The organism is Segeticoccus rhizosphaerae (genome assembly GCF_009192725.1).
In the GTDB taxonomy this organism is placed as follows: domain Bacteria; phylum Actinomycetota; class Actinomycetes; order Actinomycetales; family Dermatophilaceae; genus Segeticoccus; species Segeticoccus rhizosphaerae.
The window spans coordinates 1-562 of record NZ_VOHR01000728.1 but is presented as its reverse complement, the minus strand read 5'-3'; the positions used below and the strand labels follow the sequence as shown (position 1 = coordinate 562).

Annotated in this window: 1 pseudogene; it reads left to right on the top strand. The window is 76.0% G+C overall.

The window, feature by feature from the left end:
• Positions 1-562: pseudogene (locus FRW57_RS23840) on the top strand (ABC transporter permease); the annotation flags it as partial.

Here is a 562-nt window from a genome sequence, read left to right as displayed (position 1 = left end):
CGCCCGCGGCACCCGCCGCGACGAGGAGTCCGGGCGCCTCGAGCTGCTGCTCGCCGGTCGGATCGGGCGCACCGCGCCGCTGGCGGCCGCCGCGCTGGTGGCGACCGCGGCGCTAATCGTCACCTCGCTGGCCCTGGCCGCGGGCCTGATCTCCGTGGGCGTCCCCGTCGCCGGGTCGCTGCTCTACGCAGCGTCGCTCGGCGCCCTCGGGTTGGTGTTCGCCGGCATCGCGGCTGTCGCCGCACAGGTCGTCCTGCACGGCCGAGGCGTCTACGCGATCGCCCTCGGCCTGCTCGTCCTCGCCTACCTGCTGCGTGGTGTCGGTGACGTCCTCGGCAACGGGCTCACCTGGTTGTCCCCGTTGGGCTGGGCCGAGCAGACGCGGGCGTTCGGGGACGCTCGCACGTGGCCCCTGCTGCTCTCGCTCGCCGTCGGCATCGCCCTTGTGGGTGTGGCGGTCCGGCTCGCCTCTGCCCGCGACGTCGGCAGCGCGCTGCTGCGACGTGGTGCCTCGGCGCCGGCCGCCTCCGCCTTCCTGCGCAGCAGGTGGGGGCTGGCGTCG